The sequence below is a fragment of the Pseudomonas sp. Tul2A7 genome (assembly GCF_054790505.1).
In genome coordinates this window covers 1,023,555-1,050,251 of sequence record NZ_CP186499.1, presented here as the reverse complement: position 1 = coordinate 1,050,251, position 26,697 = coordinate 1,023,555, and the positions used below count along the sequence as shown (strand labels likewise).

Annotated in this window: 29 protein-coding genes; 18 read left to right on the top strand and 11 right to left on the bottom strand. The window is 59.6% G+C overall.

All coding sequences use genetic code 11. From position 1 onward, the window contains the following. Window positions 1-57: 57 nt before the first annotated feature. The 4 genes from rng to tldD all read left to right on the top strand — a co-directional run bounded on the left by rng (window position 58) and on the right by tldD (window position 7,763). Complete coding sequence (gene rng / locus ACOYXJ_RS04955; protein WP_034154470.1) at window positions 58-1,515, top strand: ribonuclease G; 1,458 nt, start codon at window positions 58-60, stop codon at window positions 1,513-1,515. 75 nt (window positions 1,516-1,590) lie between these two features. Beyond that, window positions 1,591-5,397: a YhdP family protein gene (locus ACOYXJ_RS04950; RefSeq protein WP_460368200.1), complete on the top strand. Its 3,807-nt coding sequence runs from the start codon at window positions 1,591-1,593 to the stop codon at window positions 5,395-5,397. Between the two features lie 58 nt (window positions 5,398-5,455). Beyond that, on the top strand, window positions 5,456-6,316 hold the full coding sequence (locus tag ACOYXJ_RS04945) for a carbon-nitrogen hydrolase family protein (protein ID WP_460368198.1): 861 nt from the start codon (window positions 5,456-5,458) through the stop codon (window positions 6,314-6,316). Between the two features lie 4 nt (window positions 6,317-6,320). Further along, complete coding sequence (gene tldD / locus ACOYXJ_RS04940; RefSeq protein WP_034154473.1) at window positions 6,321-7,763, top strand: metalloprotease TldD; 1,443 nt, start codon at window positions 6,321-6,323, stop codon at window positions 7,761-7,763. 90 nt (window positions 7,764-7,853) lie between these two features. On the opposite strand, the gene yjgA is transcribed toward tldD, so the two are convergent. Further along, window positions 7,854-8,378: a ribosome biogenesis factor YjgA gene (gene yjgA / locus ACOYXJ_RS04935; protein WP_007915377.1), complete on the bottom strand. Its 525-nt coding sequence runs from the start codon at window positions 8,376-8,378 to the stop codon at window positions 7,854-7,856. Between the two features lie 108 nt (window positions 8,379-8,486). On the opposite strand from yjgA, the gene pmbA reads away from it, so the two are divergent. From pmbA to ACOYXJ_RS04905, 6 genes are all read left to right on the top strand, one after another. Continuing rightward, window positions 8,487-9,833 (top strand): metalloprotease PmbA, encoded by a 1,347-nt coding sequence (gene pmbA, locus ACOYXJ_RS04930; protein ID WP_102900689.1) that lies wholly within the window; start codon window positions 8,487-8,489, stop codon window positions 9,831-9,833. A gap of 251 nt (window positions 9,834-10,084) precedes the next feature. Continuing rightward, a complete protein-coding gene (locus ACOYXJ_RS04925) occupies window positions 10,085-10,492 on the top strand; it encodes a FagA protein (protein WP_150792341.1) in 408 nt (135 codons plus the stop codon). Then, window positions 10,473-11,849 (top strand): class II fumarate hydratase, encoded by a 1,377-nt coding sequence (locus tag ACOYXJ_RS04920; protein WP_460368195.1) that lies wholly within the window; start codon window positions 10,473-10,475, stop codon window positions 11,847-11,849. The genes ACOYXJ_RS04925 and ACOYXJ_RS04920 overlap by 20 nt, the downstream gene beginning before the upstream one ends. 27 nt (window positions 11,850-11,876) lie before the next feature. Continuing rightward, window positions 11,877-12,317, top strand: coding sequence for a hypothetical protein (locus tag ACOYXJ_RS04915; protein ID WP_460368193.1), 441 nt, complete (start codon window positions 11,877-11,879; stop codon window positions 12,315-12,317). Window position 12,318: 1 nt separating this feature from the next. After that, on the top strand, window positions 12,319-12,930 hold the full coding sequence (locus ACOYXJ_RS04910; RefSeq protein ID WP_150705943.1) for a superoxide dismutase: 612 nt from the start codon (window positions 12,319-12,321) through the stop codon (window positions 12,928-12,930). Window positions 12,931-12,960: 30 nt separating this feature from the next. Further along, window positions 12,961-13,854 (top strand): ZIP family metal transporter, encoded by an 894-nt coding sequence (locus tag ACOYXJ_RS04905; protein WP_095119479.1) that lies wholly within the window; start codon window positions 12,961-12,963, stop codon window positions 13,852-13,854. Window positions 13,855-13,948: 94 nt separating this feature from the next. On the opposite strand, the gene ACOYXJ_RS04900 is transcribed toward ACOYXJ_RS04905, so the two are convergent. The 10 genes from ACOYXJ_RS04900 to ACOYXJ_RS04855 form a co-directional block, all read right to left on the bottom strand. Continuing rightward, complete coding sequence (locus ACOYXJ_RS04900) at window positions 13,949-14,224, bottom strand: HPr family phosphocarrier protein (RefSeq protein WP_008085079.1); 276 nt, start codon at window positions 14,222-14,224, stop codon at window positions 13,949-13,951. 15 nt (window positions 14,225-14,239) lie between these two features. Beyond that, window positions 14,240-15,097, bottom strand: coding sequence for an RNase adapter RapZ (gene rapZ / locus ACOYXJ_RS04895; RefSeq protein ID WP_038357533.1), 858 nt, complete (start codon window positions 15,095-15,097; stop codon window positions 14,240-14,242). A 2-nt stretch (window positions 15,098-15,099) separates the two neighbouring features. Then, complete coding sequence (gene ptsN / locus ACOYXJ_RS04890; protein WP_150792344.1) at window positions 15,100-15,564, bottom strand: PTS IIA-like nitrogen regulatory protein PtsN; 465 nt, start codon at window positions 15,562-15,564, stop codon at window positions 15,100-15,102. An 11-nt stretch (window positions 15,565-15,575) separates the two neighbouring features. Further along, on the bottom strand, window positions 15,576-15,884 hold the full coding sequence (gene hpf / locus ACOYXJ_RS04885; protein ID WP_093435973.1) for a ribosome hibernation-promoting factor, HPF/YfiA family: 309 nt from the start codon (window positions 15,882-15,884) through the stop codon (window positions 15,576-15,578). 73 nt (window positions 15,885-15,957) lie between these two features. Further along, entirely contained in the window at window positions 15,958-17,448 is a 1,491-nt protein-coding gene (locus ACOYXJ_RS04880) for an RNA polymerase factor sigma-54 (RefSeq protein WP_016984155.1), read from the bottom strand. A gap of 187 nt (window positions 17,449-17,635) precedes the next feature. Then, entirely contained in the window at window positions 17,636-18,361 is a 726-nt protein-coding gene (gene lptB, locus ACOYXJ_RS04875; protein WP_008085069.1) for an LPS export ABC transporter ATP-binding protein, read from the bottom strand. Beyond that, window positions 18,361-18,906 carry a lipopolysaccharide transport periplasmic protein LptA gene (gene lptA / locus ACOYXJ_RS04870; RefSeq protein ID WP_150792345.1) on the bottom strand — a complete coding sequence of 182 codons (546 nt, stop codon included), beginning with the start codon at window positions 18,904-18,906 and terminating at the stop codon, window positions 18,361-18,363. The genes lptB and lptA overlap by 1 nt, the downstream gene beginning before the upstream one ends. Further along, on the bottom strand, window positions 18,893-19,465 hold the full coding sequence (gene lptC / locus ACOYXJ_RS04865) for an LPS export ABC transporter periplasmic protein LptC (protein WP_150604409.1): 573 nt from the start codon (window positions 19,463-19,465) through the stop codon (window positions 18,893-18,895). The genes lptA and lptC overlap by 14 nt, the downstream gene beginning before the upstream one ends. Before the next feature lie 8 nt (window positions 19,466-19,473). Then, a complete protein-coding gene (locus ACOYXJ_RS04860; RefSeq protein ID WP_038357538.1) occupies window positions 19,474-19,998 on the bottom strand; it encodes a KdsC family phosphatase in 525 nt (174 codons plus the stop codon). Beyond that, a complete protein-coding gene (locus tag ACOYXJ_RS04855; protein WP_150792346.1) occupies window positions 19,998-20,972 on the bottom strand; it encodes a KpsF/GutQ family sugar-phosphate isomerase in 975 nt (324 codons plus the stop codon). Before ACOYXJ_RS04855 ends, ACOYXJ_RS04860 begins: the two co-directional genes overlap by 1 nt. Before the next feature lie 275 nt (window positions 20,973-21,247). Here ACOYXJ_RS04855 and ACOYXJ_RS04850 point away from each other — a divergent pair, with 275 nt between their 5' ends. The 8 genes from ACOYXJ_RS04850 to hisG all read left to right on the top strand — a co-directional run bounded on the left by ACOYXJ_RS04850 (window position 21,248) and on the right by hisG (window position 26,685). Beyond that, window positions 21,248-22,057, top strand: a complete 810-nt coding sequence (locus tag ACOYXJ_RS04850; RefSeq protein ID WP_007912403.1) for an ATP-binding cassette domain-containing protein — start codon at window positions 21,248-21,250, stop codon at window positions 22,055-22,057. Continuing rightward, a complete protein-coding gene (mlaE, locus tag ACOYXJ_RS04845) occupies window positions 22,057-22,854 on the top strand; it encodes a lipid asymmetry maintenance ABC transporter permease subunit MlaE (protein ID WP_003221704.1) in 798 nt (265 codons plus the stop codon). The genes ACOYXJ_RS04850 and mlaE overlap by 1 nt, the downstream gene beginning before the upstream one ends. Further along, a complete protein-coding gene (gene mlaD, locus ACOYXJ_RS04840) occupies window positions 22,854-23,321 on the top strand; it encodes an outer membrane lipid asymmetry maintenance protein MlaD (RefSeq protein ID WP_007912400.1) in 468 nt (155 codons plus the stop codon). The genes mlaE and mlaD overlap by 1 nt, the downstream gene beginning before the upstream one ends. A gap of 11 nt (window positions 23,322-23,332) precedes the next feature. After that, window positions 23,333-23,980, top strand: a complete 648-nt coding sequence (locus ACOYXJ_RS04835) for an MlaC/ttg2D family ABC transporter substrate-binding protein (protein WP_095119475.1) — start codon at window positions 23,333-23,335, stop codon at window positions 23,978-23,980. Then, window positions 23,977-24,282 (top strand): STAS domain-containing protein, encoded by a 306-nt coding sequence (locus tag ACOYXJ_RS04830; protein ID WP_150792348.1) that lies wholly within the window; start codon window positions 23,977-23,979, stop codon window positions 24,280-24,282. Before ACOYXJ_RS04835 ends, ACOYXJ_RS04830 begins: the two co-directional genes overlap by 4 nt. A gap of 115 nt (window positions 24,283-24,397) precedes the next feature. After that, window positions 24,398-24,637 (top strand): BolA family protein, encoded by a 240-nt coding sequence (locus ACOYXJ_RS04825; RefSeq protein WP_008085051.1) that lies wholly within the window; start codon window positions 24,398-24,400, stop codon window positions 24,635-24,637. Between the two features lie 22 nt (window positions 24,638-24,659). After that, window positions 24,660-25,925, top strand: a complete 1,266-nt coding sequence (gene murA, locus ACOYXJ_RS04820) for a UDP-N-acetylglucosamine 1-carboxyvinyltransferase (RefSeq protein WP_007912385.1) — start codon at window positions 24,660-24,662, stop codon at window positions 25,923-25,925. Window positions 25,926-26,049: 124 nt separating this feature from the next. Then, window positions 26,050-26,685, top strand: coding sequence for an ATP phosphoribosyltransferase (gene hisG / locus ACOYXJ_RS04815; RefSeq protein ID WP_007912384.1), 636 nt, complete (start codon window positions 26,050-26,052; stop codon window positions 26,683-26,685). The last annotated feature ends 12 nt before the right edge of the window (window positions 26,686-26,697 follow it).

Sequence of the window (26,697 nt, the reverse complement as noted above, 5' to 3'; positions counted from 1 at the left end):
CGTCGTACGAATCCAGATGCGGCCATTATCGTGAACATGCCTGAACGAGATCCTGCCATGAGTGAAGAGATTCTGATCAACATCACGCCGATGGAGTCGCGCGTGGCGGTGGTCGAAAACGGTGTGCTGCAAGAAGTCCATGTTGAGCGCACGCAAAAGCGCGGGATCGTCGGCAACATCTATAAAGGCAAGATCGTCCGGGTACTGCCGGGGATGCAGGCGGCATTCGTCGACATCGGCCTGGACCGCGCCGCGTTCATTCATGCTGCCGAAATTTCTCTGCGTGAAGGCCCTGCGGTGGAAAGCATCAGCGCGCTGGTGCATGAAGGCCAAAGCCTTGTCGTGCAAGTCACCAAGGATCCGATCGGGTCGAAAGGCGCACGGTTGACCACGCAGCTGTCGATTCCGTCGCGCTATCTGGTGTACATGCCGCGCACCGCCCACGTCGGCATCTCCTTGAAAATTGAAGACGAAGCCGAGCGCGAACGCCTCAAGCAGGTGGTCAGCGATTGCGTGGCCAAAGAAGGCATCAAGGAGGCCGGCGGTTTCATTCTGCGCACCGCCGCCGAAGGCGCTGGCGCCGATGAAATCCTTATGGACATCCGTTACCTGCGACGCCTGTGGGATCAGATCAACGAGCAGATCAAAACCATCTCCGCGCCTAGCGTGATTTACGAAGACCTCGGTCTGGCGTTGCGTACGCTGCGTGATCTGGTCAACCCGAAGATCGAGAAGATCCGCATCGATTCCCGGGAAACCTTTCAGAAAACCACACAGTTCGTCGCCGAACTGATGCCGGAAATCGCCGACCGTCTGGAGCATTACCCGGGTGAACGACCGATTTTTGACCTGTACGGCGTCGAAGACGAAATCCAGAAAGCCCTCGAGCGCAAGGTACCGCTGAAATCCGGCGGTTATCTGGTGGTGGATCCGGCGGAAGCCATGACCACGATCGATGTGAATACGGGCGCGTTCGTCGGCCATCGCAACCTCGAAGAAACCATCTTCAAGACCAATCTCGAAGCGGCCACCGCGATCGCCCGGCAGATGCGCCTGCGCAACCTTGGCGGGATCATCATCATCGACTTCATCGACATGGAAGACGAAGAGCATCAGCGCCAAGTGCTGCGCACCCTGGAAAAACAACTGGAGCGCGATCACGCCAAGACCAACATCATCGGCATCACTGAGTTGGGCCTGGTGCAGATGACCCGCAAGCGTACCCGCGAAAGTCTCGAGCAAGTGCTGTGCGAACCGTGCAGCAGTTGCCAGGGCCGCGGCAAACTGAAAACCGCGGAAACCATCTGTTACGAGATTTTCCGCGAGATCCTCCGTGAAGCCCGGGCTTATCAGGCCGAGGGTTATCGGGTGCTGGCGAACCAGAAAGTGGTCGACCGCTTGCTCGATGAAGAGTCGGGTAACGTCGCCGAGCTTGAAGGTTTCATTGGTCGCACCATACGCTTCCAGGTGGAAACCATGTATTCCCAGGAACAATATGACGTGGTGTTGCTCTGATCCCCTGCATCACTTTTATTCCACCGCGGCTGGCCTCAGCTTTTCGCAGTATTTTTGCCATGGGAGCCGACTGACATGGAGCGTCTGACACGCATTTTGGCCGCACTCACCCGCTGGGGGCTGGGCCTGTGCGCGTTAGTTCTGGTGTTGATGGCGTTGTATGTCAGTCTCGGCCGCGAACTGACCCCGCTGGTGGCTGAGTACCGCGCCGACATCGAAGACAAAGCCAGTGCCGCCCTCGGCATGCCGTTGCAGATCGGCGAACTGGAAGGCAACTGGAGCGGTTTTGCCCCGATCCTGCTGGCCCACGACGTGATGGTCGGCAGTGGCGCCAATGCCTTGCGTCTGGATCGGGTGCGCGCGGTACCGGATTTGTGGGCCAGCCTGTTGGCGCGCGAAGTGCGCATTGCCCACTTGGAACTCAACGGTCTGAAAATCAGCCTCAAGGAAGCCGGGGACGGCACTTGGGCGTTGGAAGGTCTGCCGGTGCAGAATGATCAGCCGCTCGATCCGCAGCAATTGTTCAATCGCTCGCAAATGATTCAGCAACTGTCGGTACTCGACAGTCAGGTGACCTTGCAGCCCCTCGATCACGCGCCACTGACGCTCACCTATGTCGGCCTCAATCTGAAAACCGGCGCCAGCCGTCAGCGCCTCGATGCCCGTTTGACGTTGCCGGATGGCCAGCCCGTTGCACTGAGCCTGCGCACGCGGATTCGCCCCGAGCAATGGCAGGACAGTGTGGTGGACGGTTACGCCAGCCTGCCGCAAAGCGACTGGTCGAAGTGGCTGCCGGAGCGTCTTACCCAACAGTGGAATTTCTCCGAGATCAAGGCCGGCGGCGAACTCTGGGTCAATTGGGCCAAGGGCACGCTGCAAAGTGCCGCGTTACGCTTGAATGCACCACAACTGACCGGCGCCTACGCCGATCGCAAGCCGATCCAGATCAATAATCTGGCGCTTAACGCCTACTACGAGAACAGTGATGAGGGCGCGACCGTTACCCTCGATTCACTGGCGATGAATTTCGGCGAAAACCGCTGGGAGTCACATGTACAGGTGAAGCAGACGCGCGCGACCGACAAGGTCGAAGAACTCTGGCACTTGCAGGCGGATCGTCTCGATCTGACCCCGATCACTCCACTGCTCAATGCCTTGGGGCCGTTACCGCAAGGTTTCGCCACGGCCGTTGATCATCTGAAAGTCACCGGTGGCCTGCGTAACGTGCTGCTGGATTTCCGCCCCAATGCCACCGACGGCAACAAATTCAGTTTCGCCACCAATCTGGATAACGTCGGTTTCGATGCCTACCACGGCGCGCCGGCGGCTCGGAACGTCAGTGGCAGCCTCAGCGGCAACCTCGACGGTGGCGAGTTGCGCATGGACAGCAAGGATTTTGTCCTGCACCTCGACCCTATTTTCGCCAAGCCATGGCAGTACATTCAGGCCAACGCACGCCTGACCTGGAAGCTCGATAAAGACGGCTTCACCCTGATCGCTCCATACCTGAAGGTGCTTGGCGAGGAGGGCAAGATTGCCGGTGACTTCCTGATTCGCCTGCATTTCGACCATAGTCAGGAAGACTACATGGACCTGCGTGTCGGTCTGGTCGAGGGCGACGGTCGCTACACCGCCAAATACCTGCCCGAAGTCTTGAGTCCGGCGCTCGACGAGTGGCTGCGTACGGCCATCCTCAAAGGCGCAGTCGATCAGGGTTTCTTCCAGTATCAGGGCTCGCTGAGCAAGAATGCCGGTGAGGCCGACCGCAGCATCAGCCTGTTCTTCAAAGTGCACGATGCCGAACTGGCGTTCCAGCCGGGCTGGCCGCACGTGAGCAAGGTCAGTGGTGACGTGTTCATCGAAGACAGTGGCGTACGGATCTGGGCCAATAAAGGTCAGTTGCTCGACACTCAGGTCAGCGATGTCTTCGTCAATATTCCCCACGTACCGGCCGGGCAACACACGCACATGTATCTCGATGGCGCGTTTGCCGGTGGCCTCGGTGATGGCCTGAAAATCCTTCAGGACGCACCGATCGGTACCGGTGAGACCTTTGCCGGTTGGGAAGGCGCGGGTGATCTGCAAGGCAAGCTCAAGCTCGATATCCCGTTGGACAAGGGCGGCGACCAGCCGAAAATCCTCGTCGACTTCAAAACCGCCAATGCCCGGCTGAAACTGGCTGAGCCGAAACTGGAGCTGACTCAGCTCAAAGGCGATTTCCGCTTTGACAGCGCCAAAGGACTCAGCGGGCAGAACATTGCGGCGCGCGCGTTCGACAAAGCGGTGACTGCGCAGATCTTCGCCGATGGCAGCCCCGGCAAACTCAGGACTCGGGTGGCGGCATCCGGGCAGGTCGAAGTGAAGAAACTCACCGACTGGCTGGGCGTGACACAACCATTGCCGGTTTCCGGAACCATTCCCTATCAATTGCAATTGAATCTGGACGGCGCCGACAGCCAGTTGCTGGTCAGCTCAAGCATGAAAGGTGTGGCGGTGGACTTGCCCGCGCCGTTCGGCATGGCGGCGGATGTCGGGCGCGATACGGTGTTCCGCATGACCTTGCAGGGGCAGGAGCGGCGTTACTGGGTCAATTACGACCAACTGGCCAATTTCACCTTTGCCGCGCCGCCGAGCAATTTTGCCGAGGGCCGTGGCGAGTTGTTCCTCGGTGCCGGCGAAGCGGTGCTGCCGGGCGCCAAAGGCCTGCGGATTCGCGGGGTGCTCTCGGAACTGGACGTCGCGCCGTGGCAGGACCTGGCCAACAAATACGCCGGGCAGGATCCGGGCGGCAGCGCCAAGCAGTTGCTCAACAGTGCTGATTTCAAGGTTGGCAAACTCACGGCATTCGGGACCACGCTGGATCAGGCGTCGGTTCAGGTCAATCGCAAGCCCGGCGCGTGGAACCTGGCCCTCGACAGCCAGCAGGCGAAAGGGTCGGCAAGTCTTCCTGACGCCAAGGGCGTGCCGATTGCCGTCAATCTGCAATACGTGAAACTGCCGGCGCCGGACCCGACGGTACAGGCTGACGAAAATTCGCCAGACCCTTTGGTATCGGTCGACCCGACGAAAATTCCGGCACTGGATATCACCGTCAATCAGCTGTTTCTGGGGCCGGATCTGGTCGGTGGCTGGTCGTTGAAGGTTCGGCCGACTGCCAAAGGCATTGCCCTGAACAATCTCGACATGGGCCTCAAAGGCATCCTGTTGCAGGGTAACGGTGGCTGGGAAGGGCCGCCGGGCGCGACCACCAGTTGGTATAAGGGGCGCATTGGTGGCAAGAACCTCGCGGACGTCCTCAAGGGCTGGGGCTTTGCCCCGAGCGTGACCAGCGAAGAATTCCACATGGACGTCGATGGCCGCTGGCCGGGCTCACCGGCATGGCTGGCGACCAAGCGCTTCTCCGGCACCCTCGACGCATCGCTGAACAAAGGCCAGTTTGTTGAAGTGGAGGGCGGCGCGCAGGCGTTGCGAGTGTTCGGTCTGCTTAACTTCAACTCCATCGGCCGCCGTTTGCGTCTGGACTTCTCCGATCTGTTCGGCAAAGGCTTGAGCTATGACCGGGTCAAAGGTTTGCTGGTCGCTACCAACGGTGTCTACGTGACCCGCGAACCGATCCGTCTGACCGGCCCTTCGAGCAATCTTGAACTCGACGGCACGCTGGATCTGGTCGGCGACAAGGTCGACGCCAAGTTGCTGGTGACGTTGCCGGTGACCAACAACCTGCCGATTGCGGCGCTGATCGTCGGCGCACCGGCGGTTGGCGGCGCGTTGTTCCTCATCGACAAGCTGATCGGCGACCGGGTGGCGCGCTTTGCCAGTGTGAAATACACCGTCAAAGGCCCATGGAAAGAGCCGAAAATCACCTTCGACAAGCCTTTTTGAACAGTCAGCCCCTGAACCGATGGAGTAGCATGGCCGCATACCTCTTGCGGAGTTCGCCATGTCTTTAGCGGTGATTCAAATGGTCAGCCAGAGCGACGTGCTGGCCAATCTGGCTCAGGCGCGGCGCCTGCTCGAACAGGCAGCGGCCGGCGGCGCGAAGCTGGCGGTGCTGCCGGAAAACTTCGCCGCCATGGGCCGTCGCGACATCGCTGACATCGGCCGCGCCGAAGCAATGGGCGAAGGACCGATCCTGCCATGGTTGAAACAGACCGCTCGCGACCTCAAGTTATGGATAGTGGCTGGCACTTTACCGTTGCCGCCGGTTGATCAACCGACGGCCAAGGCCAATGCCTGCTCGTTGCTGGTCGATGATCAGGGCGAAACCGTTGCACGCTATGACAAGTTGCATCTGTTCGACGTAGATGTAGCGGACAATCGCGGCCGTTATCGCGAATCCGATGACTATGCTTATGGCAGTGGCGTCGTGGTTGCCGACACACCGGTGGGCAAGCTCGGTCTGACCGTGTGTTATGACTTGCGCTTTCCCGAGTTGTACAGCGAATTGCGTGCTGCCGGTGCCGAGTTGATTACCGCACCGTCGGCCTTTACTGCGGTGACCGGCGCAGCGCACTGGGATGTCTTGATCCGTGCGCGGGCCATCGAGACACAGTGTTATGTACTGGCCGCAGCGCAAGGCGGAACCCATCCGGGACCGCGGGAAACCTTTGGCCACGCGGCGATCATCGACCCGTGGGGCCGTGTGCTGGCGAGTCAGGATCAAGGCGAAGCGGTGTTGTTGGCCGAACGCGACAGTATTGAACAAGCGTCCATCAGGGCGCGAATGCCGGTGACGAGTCATCGGCGGTTTTTCTCGCAGGGCGCACAGCGGCCTGCTTCAGAACACGAATTTAAGGCGTAAACCTATGAGCGAGTTGTTGTCCTCAGTCAGTGATCACCTGTTGGCGCCCGGCGGCGTGACGATCGAGAGCCTGCAAGGCGTGCTCGGTGATCTGGCCGGTCCTGGCATCGATGCGGCCGACCTGTATTTCCAAGGGCAGATTTCCGAGTCGTGGGCGCTGGAAGACGGCATCGTCAAGGAAGGCAGCTTCAACCTCGACCAGGGTGTCGGCGTGCGGGCGCAGTCCGGTGAGAAAACCGGTTTCGCCTACAGCAACGCGATCACCCTCGAAGCGCTCGGCGCAGCGGCCCGTGCCGCGCGTTCGATCTCCCGCGCCGGGCAGAACGGCACGGTGCAGGCGTTCACCACTCAAGACGTCGCGCAACTGTATGCGCCGGACAACCCGCTGGAAGTGCTGAGCCGCGCCGAGAAAGTCGAGCTGCTCAAGCGCATTGATGTGGCTACGCGCGCGCTCGACCCGCGTATCCAGCAGGTCAGCGTGAGCATGGCCGGGGTCTGGGAGCGCATTCTGGTGGCGTCCACCGACGGCGGGCTGGCGGCGGATGTGCGCCCGCTGGTGCGCTTCAACGTCAGTGTGATCGTTGAGCAGAATGGCCGTCGCGAGCGCGGCGGTCATGGCGGCGGCGGGCGTACCGACTACCGTTATTTCCTCGCCGAAGACCGCGCCATGGGCTATGCCCGCGAGGCGCTGCGTCAGGCGCTGGTGAATCTGGAAGCGATTCCGGCACCGGCCGGTACGTTGCCGGTGGTGTTGGGTTCGGGCTGGTCCGGTGTGCTGTTGCACGAAGCTGTCGGCCACGGTCTCGAAGGCGATTTCAACCGCAAGGGCAGCTCGGCGTACAGCGGTCGTATGGGTGAAATGGTTGCCTCGAAGCTCTGCACGATTGTCGATGACGGTACCTTGAGCGGCCGTCGCGGTTCGCTCAGCGTCGACGACGAGGGCACGCCGACCGAGTGCACCACGCTGATCGAAAACGGCGTACTCAAGGGCTACATGCAAGACAAACTCAACGCGCGCCTGATGGGCGTGGCCCGTACCGGCAACGGTCGTCGTGAGTCCTACGCACACCTGCCGATGCCGCGAATGACCAACACCTACATGCTCGGCGGCGAAAGCGATCCGGCGGAAATCATTGCTTCGGTGAAGAAGGGCATCTACTGCGCCAACCTCGGCGGCGGTCAGGTCGATATCACCAGCGGCAAGTTCGTGTTCTCCACCAGCGAGGCGTACCTGATCGAAGACGGCAAGATCACTGCGCCGGTCAAAGGCGCGACGTTGATCGGCAACGGCCCCGAGGCGATGAGCCGGGTGTCGATGGTCGGTAACGATCTGGCGCTGGACAGCGGTGTGGGCACGTGCGGCAAGGATGGGCAATCGGTGCCGGTAGGCGTGGGTCAGCCGACGTTGAAGATCGATGCGATCACCGTGGGTGGCACGGGCGCATAAATAAACGTGTGTAGGAGCTGCCGCAGGCTGCGATCTTTGCTCTTAAGATCAAAAGATCGCAGCCTGCGGCAGCTCCTACAGGGTCGAATATCAACGCAGACCGCGTTGAGTCTCGTCCAGCTCACGGATGTACTTGAAGATCTTGCGGCTGGAAGCAGGAGGTTTGTTTTGCGCAACCTCGTGCTGAGCCTGACGGATCAGGGAACGCAATTGCTGGCGATCGGCGTCCGGGTACTCGACGACGAATTTTTCCAGCACGGCATCGTCGCCCGCGATCAGGCGATCACGCCAGCGTTCGAGATTGTGGAAACGCTCGTTGTACTGGCGAGTGGAGGCATCAAGTTGATCGAGCAAGGTCAGAATCGCGTCAGTGTCCTGATCGCGCATCAGTTTGCCGATGAACTGCAGGTGCCGTTTACGCGCGATGTTCGCGGTGTGCTTGGGCGCATCGGCCAAAGCCCGGCGCATGGCGTCGGTCAGTGGCAGTTTTGCGATCAAGTCAGGCTTGAGTGTTGTCAGGCGCTCGCCGAGGTCAACCAGAGCATGCAGCTCGCGTTTGACCTGAGATTTGCTTTTTTCTCCCGTATCGAGGGAGTCGTCGTAAGAATCAACCATGGTGGCAGTCCGCAAAGAAACGCCGCCATGATAACCAGTCGGGGGCCGCTTGTCCGGCCCGGTCGCTCGATGGCCCCAGCCGAAAGCAGAATTTGAGTGGAGATGAGCATGAGTGCAGTTCAAAGCGTCGGCCCGCAGGCATTGCCGGCACTGCAGGAACAGGTCGAGCAGATCATCGCCGAAGCCAAGCGTCAGGGCGCCAGCGCCTGCGAAGTAGCCGTGTCGCTGGAGCAGGGCCTGTCGACTTCGGTGCGTCAGCGCGAAGTCGAAACGGTCGAGTTCAACCGCGATCAGGGTTTTGGCATCACGTTGTATGTGGGCCAGCGCAAAGGCTCGGCCAGCACCTCTGCCACCGGACCGGACGCCATTCGCGAAACCGTCGCGGCGGCACTGGCTATCGCCAAACACACCTCCGAAGACGAGGCCTCGGGTCTGGCCGATGCGGCGTTGATGGCCAAGGAACAGCACGATTTCGATCTGTTCCACGAGTGGGACATCACGCCGGAGCAAGCCATCGAGAAGGCCTTGCTCTGTGAAGCAGCGGCATTCGACGCCGATGCGCGGATCAAGAACGCTGACGGCACCACCCTCAGCACTCATCAGGGCTGCCGTGTGTACGGCAACAGTCACGGTTTCATCGGTGGCTATGCCTCGACCCGGCACAGCTTGAGTTGCGTGATGATCGCCGAGGCCGACGGCCAGATGCAGCGCGATTACTGGTACGACGTGAGCCGTCAGGGCGAATTGCTCGCCGATCCGGTCAGCATCGGTAAGCGTGCTGCGCAACGAGCCGCGAGTCGCCTGGGTGCGCGGCCGGTGCCGACCTGCGAAGTGCCAGTGCTGTTTTCTGCCGAACTGGCCGGTGGCCTGTTCGGCAGTTTTCTTTCCGCAGTGTCCGGCGGCAGTCTGTATCGCAAATCGTCGTTCCTTGAAGGCACTCTGGGGCAAAAATTGTTCCCGGAATGGCTGACGATCGATGAGCGTCCGCACCTGATGCGCGCAATGGGCAGTGCTTCGTACGACGGTGATGGGCTGGCGACGTATGCCAAACCGTTCGTCGAAAAGGGCGAATTGGTCTCGTACATTCTCGGCACTTACTCCGGGCGCAAACTAGGCATGCCGAGCACTGCTAACGCGGGTGGCGTGCACAACCTGTTCGTCACTCATGGCGATGAGGATCAGGCCGCACTGTTGAAGCGCATGGGCCGTGGCTTGCTGGTCACCGAATTGATGGGCCACGGCTTGAACATGGTCACCGGCGACTATTCACGCGGGGCGGCGGGTTTCTGGGTCGAGAACGGCGAAATCCAGTTCGCGGTGCAGGAAGTCACCATCGCCGGCAACATGCGCGACATGTTCAAGCAGATCGTTGCCGTGGGTAATGACCTGGAACTGCGTAGCAACATTCGCACAGGTTCGGTGTTGATCGAACGGATGACCGTCGCGGGCAGCTAAACCCCATTCGTCAAAACTTAAAAGGCGCGCCACCCAATGGGGTGGCGCGCCTTTTTTATTGGCTTCCCACGAAACCCATGTGGGAGCGAGCCTGCTCGCGAAAGCGATTTTACTGCCGACCGTCATGGTGACTGACACGACGCCTTCGCGAGCAGGCTCGCTCCCACCTGAAATCTGCAGTGCTTGGCACTCTTGTTTTGGTTCTCATTATCATCTAATAATAAATCTCATTATCGGATGAGCCCCGGATCATGAGTTCTGCCTTGCACGAGCAGCCGTACCTCGAAAGCTGGCGCTGGATGAGTCGCCAGATCCGTTGCGCGATGGATCCCGACGAGCCGCGCCTGATCGAACACTATCTGGCCGAAGGCCGGTATCTGGCCTGTTGTACGGCAACTTCTCCCTGGACCATCGCTGAAACTTCCTTCCGTTTGCTGCTCGACACGGCCACCGACATCGCCTTGCCGTGGCACTGGCGCAGTCTCTGTCTCGATCAAGCCTGGCGCCCGTTGCGTGAAATGGAGCGCCTCTCTTTGTGCAAATGCCGGTTAAAGCGCTGGCAACGCTACACCTGGCAGCTCGCCACTTGCGAACTGCTTCCCTCGATTCCTCTTATTGAACTGGTGCAAGGATTTTCAGATGACCAAGACACGTATTGAGCGCGACAGCATGGGCGAACTGCAGGTGCCGGTGGACGCTCTCTACGGCGCGCAAACCCAGCGCGCAGTGGATAACTTCCCGATCAGCGGCAAACCGATGCCGACGCAATTCATCCGCGCGCTGATCTTCGCCAAAGCCGCCGCAGCCCGCGCCAACGTCGAACTCAACCAGATCACTGCCGCTCAGGGCAAAGCCATCAGCGACGCTGCACAAGGTTTGCTCGAAGGTGATTTTATGCAGCATTTCCCGGTGGACATCTTCCAGACCGGCTCCGGCACCAGCTCCAACATGAACGCCAACGAAGTGATCGCCACCCTCGCCAGTCGCCTGCTCGGTGAGCCGGTCAACGCCAACGATCACGTCAACTGTGGCCAGAGCAGCAACGACATCATCCCGACCACCATCCACGTCAGCGCTGCGCTGGCCCTGCACGAACAACTGCTGCCGGCGCTGCTGCATTTGGTGCAGGTGATCGAGCAAAAAGCCGGGCAGGTGCATCACCACGTCAAAACCGGCCGCACGCATTTGATGGACGCGATGCCGGTGCGCATGAGCCAGGTGCTCAATGGCTGGGCGCAGCAGCTCAAGGCCAACATCGGCCACCTGCAGGATTTGCTGCCGAGCCTGCAAGCGCTGGCGCAGGGCGGCACGGCGGTCGGCACCGGGATCAACGCGCATCCTGAGTTCGCCGCACGTTTCAGCCGTCAGTTGAGCCAACTGACCGAAGTGCAGTTCACCCCGGGCAAGGATCTGTTCGCGCTGATCGGCTCGCAGGACACTGCCGTCGCCGTCTCCGGCCAGCTCAAAGCCACCGCCGTGTCGCTGATGAAAATCGCCAACGACCTGCGCTGGATGAACTCCGGCCCGCTCGCCGGCCTCGGCGAAATCGAACTCGAAGCTTTGCAGCCGGGTTCGTCGATCATGCCGGGCAAAGTCAATCCGGTGATCCCCGAAGCCTCCGCCATGGTCGCTGCGCAAGTGATCGGCAACGATTCGGTGATCACCATCGCCGGCCAGTCGGGCAACTTCGAACTCAACGTGATGCTGCCGATCATCGCGCAGAACCTGTTGAGCAGCATCGAACTGCTGGCCAACTCCAGCCGCCTGCTCGGCGACAAAGCCATCGCCAGCTTCAAGGTCAACGAATCGCGCTTGAAAGAAGCGCTGTCGCGCAATCCGATTCTGGTCACCGCGCTCAACCCGATCATCGGTTACCAGAAAGCCGCCGAAATCGCCAAGCAGGCCTACAAGGAAGGTCGCGCGGTGATCGACGTCGCCCTCGAACATACCGACCTGTCGCGCAGCCAACTGGAAGAGTTGCTCAATCCCGAGAAACTCACCGCCGGCGGCGTGTAAACCCCGCAACCGCTTTGGAGGCTCACCATGGAGCACTGGAAACGCACGATCGAACGGGCCAATCGCTGCTTCATGCTCGGCGAACTGATCGACGCCCGTGAGGCTTACCTGCAGGCCCTGGCCCTGGCGCAAGTGTTGTTCGAACGCTGGGCGGATGCCGACGAAGCGGTGGCGGCCTGCGTCATCTCCCATCACAACCTGGCGGACTTGCACCTGCGCCTGAATCAGCCTGAGGAGAGCGCCGAATACCTCTGCGCCATCCATCAACGGCTGTTGCAGACCATGCAGGACGAACGTCAGCGCCTGGCATTGCGTGAAGCGGCGCTGCGCCAGAGCAGCAAGACCTACGTCGAGCTGCTGAATTTCATCAGTAAACACGGCGAATACCCGCGCACCCAGCGCCTGCTGCACCCGGATACCGGCAATGCGCGCCGCGCGCCTGCCCCACATCACCATGGAGTCCATTGAAATGGCTTTTACCTTGCCTGCCTTGCCTTACGCCTACGACGCCCTCGAACCGCATATCGATGCGCAGACCATGGAGATTCACTACACCAAGCACCACCAGACCTACATCAACAATCTCAACGCGGCGGTAGAAGGCACTGAATACGCCGAATGGCCAGTGGAAAAACTCGTCGCCAGCGTTCAGCAATTGCCGGAAAAGCTCCGTGCGGCGGTGATCAATCAGGGCGGCGGTCACGCCAACCATTCGCTGTTCTGGGAAGTCATGGTGCCCAACGGTGGCGGCAAGCCGGATGGCGCGCTGGCCAAGGCCATCGATGAACATCTGGGCGGTCTCGACAGCTTCAAGGAAGCCTTCACCAAAGCCGCGCTGACCCGCTTCGGTAGCGGCTGGGCCTGGCTCAGCGTGACCCCGGAGAAAAAACTGATCGTGGAAAGCAGCGGCAATCAGGACAGCCCGTTGATGAATGGCAACACGCCGATTCTCGGTCTCGACGTCTGGGAGCACGCCTATTACCTGCGTTATCAGAACCGTCGTCCGGAATACATCAATGCGTTCTACAACGTGATCAATTGGCCTGAAGTGGCTGCGCGCTATCAGGCCGCACTGGTTTAAGTCTTCTATAAAAACAATCCAAGGCTGACTATGGGCACTGAAACACTGGCGATCGGAAGTGGGCGTATGTTTCGTTACGCAGTGGGATCGCTGTTGCTGTTGGCGGGCATGACCTTGCTGGTCGCCCACGGGCTGGAATGGCTGAATCTCGAGCCGAGGCTGTCGCGGGCGTTGCAGGGCGGCGCGATCTGCGCCCTCGGCACGGCGCTTGGCGCTGTCCCGGTGCTGGTGATTCGGCGCATGCCCCAGGCACTCAGCGATACCTTGCTGGGTTTTGGTGCCGGGGTGATGCTGGCGGCGACGGCATTTTCGTTGATCGTGCCGGGCATTGCTGCTGCCGAAAGCCTCGGCCTGACGCCGTGGGGCGCCAGTGGCCTGATCTGTTTCGGCATCATGCTCGGTGCGTTCGGGTTGTACCTGGTCGATCGCAAGATTTCCGGCGCGTCCCCGGAAATGCTCGTCGGCACCGTCGAGCATCCGGTGATACCGCCGCGGATCTGGCTGTTCGTGTTCGCCATCATTGCCCATAACATCCCTGAAGGCATGGCCGTCGGCGTTTCTGCCGGCGGCGGCATGCCGGATGCGGACAGTCTGGCCATGGGCATCGCTTTGCAGGATGTGCCGGAAGGTCTGGTGATTGCATTGGTGCTGGCCGGGGCAGGGATGTCGCGGGTCAAAGCATTTTTGATCGGTGCGGCGTCAGGTCTGGTCGAGCCGGTGTTTGCGTTGTTATGTGCGTGGCTGGTCAGTCTGGCGCAGGTGTTGTTGCCATTAGGACTAGCGCTCGCGGCGGGGGCCATGTTGCTGGTGGTGACCCACGAAGTGATTCCCGAGTCGCGACGCAATGGTCACGACAAACTGGCCAGTCTTGGCCTGTTGATCGGGTTTTGTCTGATGATGGTGATGGATACGGCGTTGGGTTGAAGGAGTGCAAAAGATCGCAGCCTGTGGCAGTTCCTATAGGGAACGCATTCCAATGTAGGAGCTGTCGCCGGCTGCGATCTTTTGACTTTGGCTGTCAGCCGCCTTCGTCGAAGTAGTTGTTGATCAACGCCACCAGTGCATCCAGCGCTTCCTGTTCCTGATGCCCTTCAGTACTCAAATAGATCTTGGTGCCCTTGCCTGCCGCCAGCATCATCATCGCCATGATGCTTTTACCGTCAACCGTGGTCTCTGGTGTACGACCCACTCTGATCGTGCAATCCGGATACTGCCCGGCCACCCCGACAAACTTGGCCGATGCGCGGGCATGCAGGCCCAGCTTGTTGATGATTTCGATTTCCAGAGCAGGCATCGCGGTGTGAATCCTTTAAGTGAGGTCGCGGTGGCGAACCTGGACGTTCTTCAGGGTTTTCTGCAGGGCCTGACCCAGACGTTCGGTCAGGTAGACGGAGCGGTGATGCCCGCCGGTGCAGCCAATGGCAATGGTGACGTAGGCACGGTTGCTGGCGGCGAAGCGCGGCAGCCACTTGTGCAGGTAGGTGAAGATGTCCTGAAACATTTCTTCGACCTCTGGCTGTGCCGCCAGGTATTCAGCCACCGGCGCATCGAGACCCGATTGCGCGCGCAGTTCCGGCTTCCAGTACGGATTGGGCAGGCAGCGCACATCGAACACCAGATCTGCATCCACCGGCATGCCGCGCTTGAAGCCAAATGACTCGACCAGAAACGCGGTGCCCGGCTCTGGCTGATTCAGCAGACGCAGCTTGATGGAGTCGCGCAACTGGTACAGGTTGAGGTTGGTGGTGTTGATTTTCAGGTCGGCGAGGTCGGCGATCGGGCCGAGCAGGGCGGTTTCATCCTGGATCGCCTCGGCCAGCGAGCGGTTGGCGTTGCTCAGCGGGTGGCGACGGCGGGTTTCGGAGAAACGCTTGAGCAGGGTTTCTTCGTCGGCGTCCAGATACAGGACATCGCACTGAATGTGCTTGGCCCGGACATCTTCAAGCAGCTCGGGAAAACGGGTCAGATGACTCGGCAGGTTGCGCGCATCGATCGATACGGCCACCAGCGGTTGCGCCAGCTCAGTGTGAATCAGCGCCCGTTCGGCCAGTTCCGGCAGCAAGCCTGCGGGCAGGTTGTCGATGCAGTAATAGCCGTTGTCCTCAAGGACATCCAGAGCCGTACTTTTACCCGAGCCGGAACGGCCGCTGACGATGATCAAACGCATGATTAATGCCCGTTCTGCTCGCTCAGGACGACCTGATACAAGGCTTCGCTACTCGGTGCGCTACGCAGCTTTTCGCGCACTTCCTTACGATCCAGCATGCTGGCGATCTGACGTAGCAACTCCAGATGCGCATCGGTGGCGGCTTCCGGGACCAGCAAAACAAACAGCAGGTCAACCGGAGCGCCGTCAATGGCGTCGAAATCGATCGGAGCGTCAAGGTGCATCAGCGCGCTGATCGGCGCTTGGCAACCCTTGAGGCGGCAATGGGGGATGGCGATGCCGTTGCCAAAACCGGTGGAACCGAGTTTTTCACGGGCAATCAACGCCTCGAAGACATCTTGCATCTCCAGAGCCGGCACTTCGCGGGCGATCAGGTTGGCAATTTGTTCGAGGGCTTTCTTTTTACTGCCACCCGGCACGTTCACGAGGGAACGGCCGGGGGTCAGGATACTTTCAAGTCGGATCATGGAATGGGGGGTTATCGACCGGTCGCGCCCTGGAGGAGGCTTTGGGTCTTTTCCTTATGCTTTTTGAGTTGGCGATCCAGCTTGTCGGTCAGCAGGTCAATGGCGGCATACATGTCGTCATGCTCGGCATTGGCAACCACTTCTCCGCCGGGAATATGCAAGGTGGCTTCGATTTTCTGCTTCAGCTTTTCGACGCACATCGTGACTTGCACGTTGGTGATCTTGTCGAAATGGCGCTCTAATCGGTCGAGTTTTTCGTTGATGTAGGTGCGCAGAGGTTCGGTCACTTCCAGTTGGTGTCCACTGATGTTGACTTGCATACAGCTTCTCCTTCGTTGCCAGTGCATAAAGCGGCAGGCTGGATAGCCTGCCACTGGAACGCTGTAACGTGGCTTACATCAACCGCTTGCGTTCGCTCGAAGGCGCGATCCCGAGGGATTCGCGGTACTTGGCGACGGTGCGGCGAGCCACCTGAATGCCTTGTGCCTCCAGTAAACCAGCGATCTTGCTGTCACTCAACGGCTTTTTCTGATTTTCCGCGGCAACCAGTTTTTTGATGATCGCGCGAATCGCCGTGGACGAGCATTCGCCGCCTTCAGAGGTGCTGACGTGGCTGGAGAAAAAGTATTTCAGTTCATAAATACCGCGCGGGGTATGCATGAACTTCTGCGTGGTCACCCGGGAAATCGTCGATTCGTGCATGCCCACGGCTTCGGCGATGTCATGCAGCACCAGTGGCTTCATGGCTTCGTCGCCGTACTCCAGAAAACCGCGCTGATGCTCGACGATCTGGGTGGCTACTTTCATCAGGGTTTCGTTGCGGCTCTGCAGGCTCTTGATGAACCAGCGGGCTTCCTGCAACTGATTGCGCATGAACGTGTTGTCGGCGCTGGTGTCGGCGCGACGGACGAAACCGGCGTATTGGGCGTTGACGCGCAGACGCGGCACCGATTCCTGATTCAGTTCGACCAGCCAGCGCTCATTGTCCTTGCGTACGATGACGTCAGGGACGACGTATTCGGCTTCAGTGGACTCGATCTGTGAGCCCGGACGCGGATTGAGGCTTTGCACCAGCTCGATGACCTGGCGCAACTCGTCTTCCTTGAGCTTCATGCGCCGCATCAACTGGCTGTAGTCGCGGCCGCCGAGCAGGTCGATGTAATCGCTGACCAGACGCTTGGCTTCAGCCAGCCAAGGCGTCTTGGCTGGCAGCTGGCGCAATTGCAGCAGCAGGCACTCGCCGAGGTTGCGCGCGCCGATGCCGGCCGGTTCAAACTGCTGGATGCGGTGCAGGACGGCTTCGATTTCGTCCAGTTCGATGTCCAGTTCCGGGTCGAACGCCTCAAGGATCTCTTCGAGGGTTTCGTCCAGGTAGCCCTGATTGTTGATGCAGTCGATCAGGGTCACGGCGATCAGGCGATCGGTGTCGGACATCGGCGCGAGGTTCAGTTGCCACAGCAGGTGGCTTTGCAGGCTCTCGCCAGCGGAGGTGCGGGTGGTGAAGTCCCACTCGTCATCATCGCTGCTGGGCAGGCTGCTGGCGCTGGTCTGGTAAACGTCTTCCCAGGCGGTGTCGACCGGAAGCTCGTTGGGAATGCGCTCGTTCCATTCGCCGTCCTCGAGGTTGTCCACCGTCGGGGCGGTTTCCTGATAGGAGGGTTCCTGGATTTCGGTGGGTTTCTGTTCGGCGTTGTCGGCCATGGGGTCGGAATTGTCGAAGTCGTCGCCTTCTTCCTGGCGTTCGAGCATCGGATTGGATTCCAGAGCCTCCTGGATTTCCTGTTGCAGATCCAGGGTCGACAATTGGAGCAGGCGGATGGCCTGTTGCAGCTGCGGTGTCATCGTCAGCTGCTGGCCCATTCTCAAGACTAGCGATGGTTTCATGGCAGGGGCTTAACACCTTATTCGCCGGCGCTATGCGCCATCCACTACAGGGCGCCGGGGCGCCAAACTTAAGCAAATTATATGCCTGAAACTGAAGTGTTTGCCTAGAGCGCTGTAACAATTAAAGCGTATTAATTCCTGCTTGAATCGATACAGCGCCCTGGCGGCGCACCGGGCACTGTCGCGCTTACAGGCGGAACTCGTGACCCAGATACACTTCCTTGACCAGATCGTTGGCCAGGATGGTTTCTGCATCGCCTTCAGCAATGAGTTGGCCATCGTTGACGATGTAAGCGGTTTCGCAGATGTCCAGCGTCTCACGGACGTTGTGGTCGGTGATCAATACACCGATGCCCTTGGCCTTGAGGTGGTGGATGATCTGCTTGATGTCGCCGACCGAAATCGGATCGACACCGGCAAACGGTTCGTCGAGCAGGATGAATTTCGGTGCCGTTGCCAGCGCGCGAGCGATTTCCACCCGGCGGCGTTCACCACCGGACAGGCTCATGCCGAGGTTGTCGCGGATGTGGCTGATGTGGAATTCCTGCAGCAGGCTTTCCAGCTCCTTGCGGCGACCGGCCTTGTCGAGTTCCTGACGGGTCTCGAGGATGGCCATGATGTTGTCAGCCACCGACAGTTTGCGGAAGATCGACGCTTCTTGCGGCAGATAGCCGATCCCGGCCTTTGCACGGCCGTGCATCGGCTGGTGGCTGACGTCCAGATCATCGATCAGTACGCGGCCCTGATCGGCCTGCACCAGGCCGACGATCATGTAGAAGCACGTGGTCTTGCCGGCACCGTTGGGGCCGAGCAGACCTACGATCTGACCGCTGTCGATCGACAGGCTGACGTCACGCACGACCTGGCGGCTTTTATAGGCCTTGGCCAGGTGCTGAGCTTTCAGAGTTGCCATTACTGGTTTTTCTCTTCGGTTTTCTTCTTCGGCTGGATCACCATGTCGATGCGCGGACGCGATTCGGTGACTTTGCTGCCGGTAGCGCGACCGGCGCTGGCCAGTTTCTTCACGGTGTCGTAGACGATTTTCTCGCCCTGGGTGGTGTTGTTGTCTTTATCGACAACCTTGGCCTTGTCGATCAGTACGACGCGATTTTGCGCGGCGTGGTACTGAATCGTCACGCCCCAGCCCTGAACGGGTTTGGTGTCGCCGGCAGTCTGCAGTTGTTCGAAGTAGGCGAGGTTGCCGACCGACGTCACAACGTCGATATCACCGGTCGAGGTGCGGGTGATGGTCACGGTGTTGCCTTTGACGATCATCGAGCCCTGAGTGATGATCACGTCACCTTTATAGGTAGCTACGCCGTTCTTGTCGTCCAGCTGGGCATCGTCGGCCTGAATGCGGATTGGCTGCTCTTGATCGTTCGGCAGAGCCCAGGCGCTCACGCTTCCCAGTGCTGCGCCCAGACTGAGCAAAATAGGGAGGGTTTTAACGAGCCTCATACTGTCCTCTTACGTTCGATTGCAGGTGTATCCTGCTTTCCTTCAGGTACGCTTTCATTCCTACGCCAGTCGATACACCGCCAGCGCCCTCGATTCTAACGGGTTGCTCGGTCTGCGCATATTCCCGCTGCGGGAACACTGTCATGCGAGTGGAAGTGATCAGCGTGTCACGTTTCTTTTCATCGGTGCGCTTGATGCGTACCGAATCGATCAATTCGACTTCGGTGCCGCCCGAATTCACTTCGCCGCGTTCGCTGGTCACGTGCCACGGGAAATCCGTTCCGCGGTACATGTTCAGGTCGGGCTTGGTGACCAGCGTGATGTCGGTCGCCTTGACGTGCTCGGCCTTGTCGGACGTCATTTCATACTGCACTTTGCCGTCCGGCAGGTATTGCACGGTATGCGTGTTGGTCGCATACCAGTCGATAGGATTTTCCACAGACGTGGTCGGAGGCTTGTCGAGGAAGCGTTCCGGGCTGATGTTCCAGTAGCCGACCGCTGCAAATAACGCAGCGATGCAGCCGAACAGCAGGAAGTTACGAAATTTTTTGCTGAACATGGTTTGGCTCACAGGTACGCGGCGTTGGCCGCATCGAGGCGGCCCTGGGCGCGCAGGATCAATTCACAGAATTCGCGGGCAGCACCTTCGCCCCCGCGAGCCCGGGTAACGCCATGGGCGTGTTCGCGGACAAAATCGGCAGCGTTGGCCACGGCCATGCCCAGACCGACCCGGCGGATCACTGGCAGGTCAGGCAAATCGTCGCCCAGATAGGCGACTTGTTCATAGCTTAGGCCCAGTTGCTCAAGCAGACCGTCCAGAACCACCAATTTGTCTTCGCGTCCCTGAAACAGGTGCGGGATGCCGAGGTTTTTCGCCCGACGTTCGACCACTGGTGTCTTGCGACCACTGATGATGGCGGTCTGCACGCCGGCGTTCATCAGCATCTTGATGCCCTGACCGTCGAGGGTGTTGAAGGTCTTGAATTCGCTACCGTCTTCAAGAAAGTACAGGCGCCCGTCGGTAAGGACACCGTCGACGTCGAAAACCGCCAGTTTGACCGCTTTGCCGCGTTGCAGCAGATCGTTGCTCATTACATCACTCCTGCGCGCAGCAGATCGGAGAGGTTGAAGGCGCCGACCGGGCGATCATCTTCATCCACAACGACCAGTGCGTTGATTCGGTGGTCTTCCATGATTTTCAGGGCTTCGGCGGCGAGCATTTCGGGGCGGGCAGTCTTGCCGTGGGCCGTCATCACCTGGTCGATGGTGGCGCTGCGAATGTCGATGCTGCGATCCAGGGTGCGGCGCAAATCGCCGTCAGTGAAGATCCCGGCGAGTTTGCCGTCAGTTTCAAGGATGACGGTCATGCCCAGACCTTTACGGGTCATTTCCATCAGTGCGTCCTTGAGCAGCGTACCGCGTTGTACTTGCGGCAACTCCTGCCCGGCGTGCATGACGTTCTCCACTTTCAACAGCAGGCGACGGCCAAGGGCGCCACCCGGATGAGAAAAGGCGAAGTCTTCGGCAGTGAAACCGCGCGCTTCCAGCAACGCTACGGCCAGCGCATCACCCATGACCAAAGCTGCGGTGGTCGAGGAGGTCGGCGCCAGGTTCAGCGGACAGGCTTCATGCTCGACGTGAACGTTGAGATTGACCTCGGCCGCCTTGGCCAGCGGCGATAGCGGGTTGCCGGTGAGGCTGATCAACTGGATGCCCAGACGTTTGATCAGCGGCAGCAGGGTGACGATTTCGTTGGTCGAGCCGGAATTCGACAGGGCCAGAATCACGTCATCACGAGTGATCATGCCCATGTCGCCATGGCTGGCCTCGGCCGGGTGCACGAAAAAAGCCGGGGTGCCGGTGCTGGCCAGGGTCGCGGCAATCTTGTTGCCGATGTGCCCGGATTTGCCCATACCGACCACAACTACACGGCCCTTGCTGGCCAGAATCATCTCGCAAGCGCGTACGAAATCGGCGTCGATATGGGGCAACAAGCCTTGTACGGCTTCCACTTCGAGTTGGATGGTGCGTTGTGCCGATTGAATCAGGTCGCTGGATTGGCTCATGTCAGAAATCGTATAGCCCGATGAAAAGGCGGCGATTATAGCGGTTATGTGGCAAAGCCTCACGCAAGTTCGTCGTGCTTTGTCATTACTCGTTACCAAAACCCGGTAAAAGAGCCTGCGCACCTGTCATATCGCCGAACTCAGGCTGGTACAAGCCTTGGGCGCGTAGCCTTTGCAGTGATATAGTTCGCCGCCAGTTCGGCCTGCCCGGGATGTACGTACTTTTTAAGTAAAGACAGGCGTCCGAGTGAGAGGCTGCATCGCAAGGAGTTTAGATGAGTGCCGATAACGCCTACGCGGTCGAGCTGAAGGGAGTCTCCTTCAAGCGCGGTGCGCGCAGCATTTTCAATAACGTCGATATTCGCATACCGCGCGGCAAGGTCACCGGCATCATGGGGCCTTCCGGGTGTGGCAAGACCACGCTGCTGCGACTGATGGGCGCACAATTGCGTCCTGCCAGCGGCGAAGTCTGGGTCAACGGCCAGAACCTGCCTGCGCTTTCGCGCAGCGATCTGTTCGATGCGCGAAAGCACATGGGTGTGCTGTTTCAAAGCGGCGCGCTGTTCACCGATCTCGATGTGTTCGAGAACGTGGCTTTCCCCCTGCGTGTTCATACCGATTTGCCGGAAGAAATGATCCGCGACATCGTCCTGCTCAAATTGCAGGCGGTCGGTCTGCGCGGTGCCATCGAGTTGATGCCGGATGAGCTGTCCGGTGGCATGAAGCGCCGGGTCGCACTGGCGCGGGCGATTGCGCTCGATCCGCAGATCCTTATGTACGACGAACCGTTCGTCGGGCAGGACCCGATCGCCATGGGCGTGCTGGTCCGTCTGATTCGCCTGCTCAACGACGCGCTGGGGATCACCAGTATCGTGGTGTCCCACGATCTGGCCGAAACCGCGAGCATCGCCGACTACATCTATGTCGTCGGTGATGGTCAGGTACTGGGGCAGGGTACGCCGGACGAGTTGATGAACTCGGACGAGCCGCGTATCCGTCAGTTCATGACCGGTGATCCCGATGGCCCGGTGCCGTACCATTTTCCAGCGACGGATTACCGCGCAGATCTTCTGGGGAAGCGCTGATGCGCAGAATTTCATTAATAGAACGCGTGCGCCGGTTCGGCGAGGCGGCGATCGACGCCGTCGCGGTGTTCGGTCGGGCGACGCTGTTCCTGTTTCATGCCTTGCTGGGGCGTGGCGGGATCAGCGGCGGTTTCGGCCTGTTGGTCAAACAACTGCATTCGGTCGGCGTGATGTCGCTGGTGATCATCGTCGTTTCCGGGATTTTCATCGGCATGGTGCTGGCGCTGCAGGGCTTCAGCATTCTGTCGAGCTACGGTTCGGAGCAGGCGGTGGGGCAGATGGTTGCGCTGACCTTGCTGCGTGAGCTGGGTCCGGTGGTGACGGCACTGTTGTTTGCCGGTCGTGCCGGGTCGGCGCTGACCGCCGAGATCGGCAACATGAAGTCGACCGAACAGCTTTCCAGTCTGGAAATGATCGGCGTCGATCCGCTCAAGTACATCATTGCCCCGCGCCTGTGGGCCGGCTTCATTTCCCTGCCGGTGCTGGCAATGATTTTCAGCGTCGTGGGCATCTGGGGTGGTTCATGGGTGGCCGTCGACTGGCTGGGTGTGTATGAAGGCTCTTACTGGGCAAACATGCAGAACAGCGTGAACTTCACCAGTGACGTGCTCAATGGCGTGATCAAAAGCATCGTTTTCGCCTTTGTAGTGACCTGGATCGCCGTATTCCAAGGCTATGACTGTGAGCCCACTTCCGAGGGCATCAGTCGCGCCACCACCAAGACTGTAGTGTTTGCCTCGCTGGCAGTGCTCGGCCTGGACTTTATTCTGACCGCTTTGATGTTTGGAGATTTCTGATGCAAAACCGCACCCTGGAAATCGGTGTCGGCCTGTTCCTGCTGGCAGGGATCCTGGCTTTGTTGCTGCTTGCTTTGCGGGTCAGTGGTCTGTCTCCGACGTCGACCACCGACACCTATAAACTGTATGCCTACTTCGACAATATCGCCGGTTTGACGGTCAGAGCCAAAGTGACCATGGCCGGTGTGACTATCGGCAAGGTCACGGCAATCGATCTGGATCGCGACAGCTTCACCGGTCGGGTAACTCTGCAAGTGGATAAAAAGGTCGACAACCTGCCGACCGACTCCACAGCGTCTATCCTGACCGCTGGTCTGCTGGGCGAGAAGTACATTGGTATCAGCGTAGGCGGGGAAGACAAGCCGCTGAAGGATGGTGGAACCATTCACGACACGCAGTCGTCACTGGTACTGGAAGACCTTATCGGTAAATTCCTGCTCAATACCGTTAGCAAAGACGCCAAATGAGGAGCTTTTGAATGATCTCTATCTTGCGACGTAGCCTGTTGGTGTTACTGGCGGCTCTGCCGTTGATGGGTAACGCCGTGGCTGCTGCAACTTCGGCACATGATCTGGTGCAGGACACGACCAGCCGGTTGCTGGCCGATCTGGCTGCCAACAAAGAGAAATACAAGCAGGACCCGACCGACTTCTACACGGCGCTCAACAACATCGTCGGGCCGGTGGTGGATGCCGAAGGCATTTCCAAGAGCATCATGACGGTCAAGTACTCGCGCAAGGCCACGCCAGCGCAGATGCAGACCTTCCAGGAAAACTTCAAGAAAGGTTTGTTCCAGTTCTACGGCAACGCCTTGCTCGAGTACAACAACCAGGGCATTACCGTTGACCCTGCCAAGGACGAGTCGGGCGATCGCACCAGCGTCAACATGACCGTCAAGGGCAGCAGCGGCGCAATCTATCCTGTGCAGTACACGCTGGAGAAGATCAACGGCGAGTGGAAACTGCGTAACGTGATCATCAACGGCATCAATATCGGCAAACTGTTCCGTGATCAGTTCGCCGACGCGATGCAGCGCAATGGCAACGATCTGGACAAGACCATCAATGGTTGGGCCGGTGAAGTGGCCAAGGCCAAGGAAGCCACCGAAAAGAATCCAGCACAATGAGTGAGGCCGCAGTTCGTATGAGTGATGTCGACGAGCTTCTGCTCAGTGGCGTGCTGGACTATCGCACCGGTGCTGACCTGCGCAAGCAAGGCCAGACGCTGATCAAGTCCAGCAAGGCTGCTTCGCTGGTGATCGACTGCTCGGCGGTGAAGAAGTCCAGCAGCGTCGGTTTGTCGTTGCTGCTGTGCTTCATGCGCGATGCGAATGCGGCCGGCAAGGCTGTGAGCATCCGTGCGATGCCCGAAGACATGCGCGAAATCGCTCAGGTCAGTGAACTGACCGAACTGTTGGCGCACCCCTGAAACAGCATCTATAAAGAAGCCCCCCGTCAGAGTCCTGCCATGCGGGGTTCGCAGGCGCGGGGCTTTTTTGTATGATGTCCGACCCGTGCGCACAGGGCGCCGATTGAGGTTGAGCATGCAGGCCGTAGAAGTGAAGAGCTTCCTTGAAGGAAAGCTGCCCGGAACGTTGGTAGAAGTTGAGGGCGAAGGCTGCAATTTCCAGCTGAACGTGATTAGCGATGAACTGGCGGCGTTGAGCCCGGTGAAGCGTCAGCAGCAGGTCTATGCCCATTTGAACCCATGGATCACCGATGGCAGCATCCATGCGGTCACTATGAAATTTTTCAGCAGCGCGGCCTGGGCCGAGCGCACCTGAGCCTAAGGGCGTCGAGATTCTTATGGATAAATTGATTATTACCGGTGGCGCTCGTCTTGATGGCGAGATCCGCATTTCCGGGGCAAAGAACTCTGCCCTGCCGATCCTGGCTGCCACCCTGCTGTGCGATGGCCCGGTGACCGTTGGCAACCTGCCGCACCTGCACGACATCACCACCATGATCGAGCTGTTCGGTCGCATGGGCATTGAGCCGGTGATCGACGAGAAACTCAGCGTCGAAATCGACCCGCGCACCATCAAGACCCTGATCGCGCCTTACGAACTGGTGAAAACCATGCGTGCGTCGATCCTGGTACTGGGCCCGATGGTTGCCCGTTTCGGTGAAGCCGAAGTGGCACTGCCTGGCGGTTGCGCCATCGGTTCGCGTCCGGTCGACCTGCACATCCGTGGTCTCGAAGCCATGGGCGCGGTGATCGACGTCGAAGGCGGCTACATCAAGGCCAAGGCGCCGGAAGGCGGCCTGCGCGGTGCGCACTTCTTCTTCGATACCGTCAGCGTGACCGGTACCGAGAACATCATGATGGCCGCCGCTCTGGCCAAGGGCCGCAGCGTGTTGCAGAACGCCGCCCGTGAACCAGAAGTGGTTGACCTGGCGAACTTCCTCAACGCCATGGGCGCCAAGGTTTCCGGTGCTGGCACCGACACCATCACCATTGATGGCGTCGAGCGTCTGGGTTCGGCTTTCTATAAGGTCATGCCTGACCGTATCGAAACCGGCACCTACCTGGTTGCCGCTGCCGTTACCGGTGGTCGCGTCAAGGTCAAGGACACTGATCCGACCATCCTCGAAGCCGTTCTGGAAAAACTCCGTGAAGCCGGCGCAGAAATCACCTGCGGTGAAGACTGGATCGAGCTGAACATGCACGGCAAGCGTCCGAAAGCAGTCAACGTGCGCACCGCGCCGTACCCTGCATTCCCGACCGACATGCAAGCGCAGTTCATCTCGCTCAACGCCATTGCCGAAGGCACCGGTGCCGTAATCGAGACGATCTTCGAAAACCGTTTCATGCACGTGTACGAACTGCACCGCATGGGCGCCAAGATCCAGGTCGAAGGCAACACTGCCATCGTTACCGGTACCGAGGTCCTGAAGGGCGCGCCAGTGATGGCCACCGACCTGCGGGCTTCGGCCAGCCTGGTGATTTCGGCACTGGTTGCCGAAGGCGACACGCTGATCGATCGCATCTACCACATCGACCGTGGTTATGAGTGCATCGAAGAAAAACTGCAGATGCTGGGCGCCAAGATCCGTCGCGTTCCGGGCTGATTGCTGTATTGGGACACAGGGACGTGTCCACTGATTTTAAGAGTCGAGCCGGTTTCCGGCTCGATGTGTGTCCGGCGCCGATTGCGACCGGACATGAGTACCTTGATAAGGACTGACGTTTCCCATGTTGACCATCGCACTGTCCAAGGGCCGCATCCTTGACGACACCCTGCCGCTTCTCGCCGAAGCGGGCATTGTGCCGACCGAGAATCCGGACAAGAGCCGCAAGCTGATCATTCCCACGACGCAGGACGACGTTCGTCTGCTGATCGTGCGTGCCACCGATGTGCCGACTTACGTCGAGCATGGCGCGGCTGACCTCGGCGTTGCCGGTAAAGACGTGTTGATGGAATACACCGGCCAGGGCCTGTACGAGCCGCTGGATCTGCAGATCGCCCAGTGCAAGCTGATGACCGCCGGCAAGATCGGCGCGCCTGAGCCCAAGGGCCGTCTGCGCGTGGCGACCAAGTTCGTCAACGTCGCCAAGCGCTACTACGCCGAGCAGGGCCGTCAGGTCGATATCATCAAGCTCTACGGCTCGATGGAGCTGGCGCCGCTGATCGGTCTGGCCGACAAGATCATCGACGTGGTCGACACCGGCAACACCCTGCGCGCCAACGGCCTGGAACCTCAGGAACTGATCGCCACGATCAGTTCGCGCCTGGTGGTCAACAAGGCTTCGATGAAAATGCAACACGCCCGAATCCAGGCGTTGATCGATACCCTGCGCAACGCAGTGGAATCGCGACACCGCGGCTGATTTACCTGCGCG

Coding starts and splice junctions, on each gene's coding strand:
- rng (WP_034154470.1), top strand. CDS start 58: ATGAGTGAAGAGATTCTGATCAACATCACGCCGATGGAGTCGCGCGTG.
- ACOYXJ_RS04950 (WP_460368200.1), top strand. CDS start 1,591: ATGGAGCGTCTGACACGCATTTTGGCCGCACTCACCCGCTGGGGGCTG.
- ACOYXJ_RS04945 (WP_460368198.1), top strand. CDS start 5,456: ATGTCTTTAGCGGTGATTCAAATGGTCAGCCAGAGCGACGTGCTGGCC.
- tldD (WP_034154473.1), top strand. CDS start 6,321: ATGAGCGAGTTGTTGTCCTCAGTCAGTGATCACCTGTTGGCGCCCGGC.
- yjgA (WP_007915377.1), bottom strand. CDS start 8,378: ATGGTTGATTCTTACGACGACTCCCTCGATACGGGAGAAAAAAGCAAA.
- pmbA (WP_102900689.1), top strand. CDS start 8,487: ATGAGTGCAGTTCAAAGCGTCGGCCCGCAGGCATTGCCGGCACTGCAG.
- ACOYXJ_RS04925 (WP_150792341.1), top strand. CDS start 10,085: ATGAGTTCTGCCTTGCACGAGCAGCCGTACCTCGAAAGCTGGCGCTGG.
- ACOYXJ_RS04920 (WP_460368195.1), top strand. CDS start 10,473: ATGACCAAGACACGTATTGAGCGCGACAGCATGGGCGAACTGCAGGTG.
- ACOYXJ_RS04915 (WP_460368193.1), top strand. CDS start 11,877: ATGGAGCACTGGAAACGCACGATCGAACGGGCCAATCGCTGCTTCATG.
- ACOYXJ_RS04910 (WP_150705943.1), top strand. CDS start 12,319: ATGGCTTTTACCTTGCCTGCCTTGCCTTACGCCTACGACGCCCTCGAA.
- ACOYXJ_RS04905 (WP_095119479.1), top strand. CDS start 12,961: ATGGGCACTGAAACACTGGCGATCGGAAGTGGGCGTATGTTTCGTTAC.
- ACOYXJ_RS04900 (WP_008085079.1), bottom strand. CDS start 14,224: ATGCCTGCTCTGGAAATCGAAATCATCAACAAGCTGGGCCTGCATGCC.
- rapZ (WP_038357533.1), bottom strand. CDS start 15,097: ATGCGTTTGATCATCGTCAGCGGCCGTTCCGGCTCGGGTAAAAGTACG.
- ptsN (WP_150792344.1), bottom strand. CDS start 15,564: ATGATCCGACTTGAAAGTATCCTGACCCCCGGCCGTTCCCTCGTGAAC.
- hpf (WP_093435973.1), bottom strand. CDS start 15,884: ATGCAAGTCAACATCAGTGGACACCAACTGGAAGTGACCGAACCTCTG.
- ACOYXJ_RS04880 (WP_016984155.1), bottom strand. CDS start 17,448: ATGAAACCATCGCTAGTCTTGAGAATGGGCCAGCAGCTGACGATGACA.
- lptB (WP_008085069.1), bottom strand. CDS start 18,361: ATGGCAACTCTGAAAGCTCAGCACCTGGCCAAGGCCTATAAAAGCCGC.
- lptA (WP_150792345.1), bottom strand. CDS start 18,906: ATGAGGCTCGTTAAAACCCTCCCTATTTTGCTCAGTCTGGGCGCAGCA.
- lptC (WP_150604409.1), bottom strand. CDS start 19,465: ATGTTCAGCAAAAAATTTCGTAACTTCCTGCTGTTCGGCTGCATCGCT.
- ACOYXJ_RS04860 (WP_038357538.1), bottom strand. CDS start 19,998: ATGAGCAACGATCTGCTGCAACGCGGCAAAGCGGTCAAACTGGCGGTT.
- ACOYXJ_RS04855 (WP_150792346.1), bottom strand. CDS start 20,972: ATGAGCCAATCCAGCGACCTGATTCAATCGGCACAACGCACCATCCAA.
- ACOYXJ_RS04850 (WP_007912403.1), top strand. CDS start 21,248: ATGAGTGCCGATAACGCCTACGCGGTCGAGCTGAAGGGAGTCTCCTTC.
- mlaE (WP_003221704.1), top strand. CDS start 22,057: ATGCGCAGAATTTCATTAATAGAACGCGTGCGCCGGTTCGGCGAGGCG.
- mlaD (WP_007912400.1), top strand. CDS start 22,854: ATGCAAAACCGCACCCTGGAAATCGGTGTCGGCCTGTTCCTGCTGGCA.
- ACOYXJ_RS04835 (WP_095119475.1), top strand. CDS start 23,333: ATGATCTCTATCTTGCGACGTAGCCTGTTGGTGTTACTGGCGGCTCTG.
- ACOYXJ_RS04830 (WP_150792348.1), top strand. CDS start 23,977: ATGAGTGAGGCCGCAGTTCGTATGAGTGATGTCGACGAGCTTCTGCTC.
- ACOYXJ_RS04825 (WP_008085051.1), top strand. CDS start 24,398: ATGCAGGCCGTAGAAGTGAAGAGCTTCCTTGAAGGAAAGCTGCCCGGA.
- murA (WP_007912385.1), top strand. CDS start 24,660: ATGGATAAATTGATTATTACCGGTGGCGCTCGTCTTGATGGCGAGATC.
- hisG (WP_007912384.1), top strand. CDS start 26,050: ATGTTGACCATCGCACTGTCCAAGGGCCGCATCCTTGACGACACCCTG.